Below are 1,511 nucleotides of genomic sequence, written 5' to 3'. Positions count from 1 at the left end.
TGTCCGTCGTCAGAACATTTGGCACAACTTGCGGCGTAGAGTTACGGAGTGCGGGCCTCGTCTGGGGTTGATATTTAGGCGGCGAGCTTGCGGTGTTGCAAGCGCCGATATTCGAGTGTCTGTCGCTTGATCCTTTCTCGTCGTTTGATGATGGCAGGTGCCCTGCCGAAGTAGGCATCGGCGGGCGTTACGTTGTCGAGGCTCTCGTGATAGCGCTGGTGGTTGTAGTGCTCGACGAACGCCTCGATCTGGGCTTCGAGATCACCGGGCAGGAAATAGTTTTCCAGCAGAACGCGGTTCTTCAAGGTCTGGTGCCAGCGTTCGATCTTGCCCTGGGTCTGCGGATGGAAGGGCGCTCCGCGCACGTGGTCCATCTGCTTGCCGTCCAGATAGTCAGCCAGTTCTCCGGCGATGTAACTCGGGCCGTTGTCCGACAGCAGCCGCGGCCGGTGCAGCACATTGGCATGATCGCAGCCTGAGGCTGCGAGTGCCATGTCCAGCGTGTCGGTGACATCGCTGGCGCACATGGTGGTGCACAGCCGCCAGGCGATGATGTAGCGGGAGAAGTCGTCGAGCACGGTGGACAGGTACATCCAGCCCCACCCGATGATCTTGAAGTAGGTGAAGTCGGTCTGCCACATCTCGTTGGGCCGGGTGGTTTGTGTGTGGAACGCCTCGGCCGCCTTGATCACCGTATAGGCCGGACTGGTGATCAGATCATGGGCCTTGAGCAGCCGGTAGACCGTGGCTTCGGATACGAAGTAGCGCTTCTCATCGGTGAAGCGCACGGCCAGTTCGCGAGGGGACAGCTCGGTCTGTTCCAGTGCCATCTCGACGATCTGCTGCTGGATATCGTCTCCGATCCGGTTCCACACCCGGCTCGGCGCAGATGGCCGGTCAGCCAGTGCCTCCAGCCCGCCCTCAAGGTAACGGTCATACCAGCGGTAGAAGGTTCGACGCGCCACGCCCAGCTGGTCCAGCGTGCGCTTGGCGGGCAGGTGCGACTGCTCGACGAGCCTGATGATCTCCAGCTTCTCGGATGCAGGATACCTCATGCCTCGTCGTCCCCAAGCCCGGTCATGCTTTTTTTGAGCAGACGGTTCTCCAAGGTGAGGTCGGCCACGCACTCCTTCAAATCGCGGGCCTCACGGCGCAGATCCTTCACCTCGTCCGTGGTCGCAGCGCGGGCGGTATCGCCAGCAAGCCTGCGCTTGCCAGCCTCCATGAACTCCTTGGACCAGGTGTAATACAGGCTCTGGGCGATGCCTTCCTTGCGGCACAGCTCGGCAATGGAGTCATCACCGCGCAGGCCGTCCAGCACGATGCGGATCTTGTCTTCGGCAGAGAAATGCCGGCGGGTCTTGCGGCGGATGTCCTTGACCACCTGCTCGGCAGGCGATTTCGCATTGGAGGATTTGGGCTTCATCTTCGTTCCTTCGTCACTACGACGAAGCCCAAATCCTCCTTAACTTACAACCTCAAATCTGTGCCATAGGCGCTGACGGGGGACA

Annotated in this window: 1 protein-coding gene; it reads right to left on the bottom strand. The window is 60.6% G+C overall.

Annotated features, from left to right (window positions below):
• Positions 1-74: 74 nt before the first annotated feature.
• A protein-coding gene (locus CV013_RS15340; RefSeq protein ID WP_123640043.1) for an IS3 family transposase occupies positions 75-1,426 on the bottom strand; the annotation gives its coding sequence in 2 pieces (ribosomal slippage) (positions 75-1,088 and positions 1,091-1,426; 1,350 coding nt in all).
• Positions 1,427-1,511 lie beyond the last annotated feature (85 nt).

It is taken from the genome of Tsuneonella flava, from assembly GCF_002870965.1.
GTDB lineage: Bacteria > Pseudomonadota > Alphaproteobacteria > Sphingomonadales > Sphingomonadaceae > Tsuneonella > Tsuneonella flava.
The sequence above is the reverse complement of the archived record's forward strand: the minus strand, read 5'-3'. Positions and strand labels throughout refer to the sequence as shown.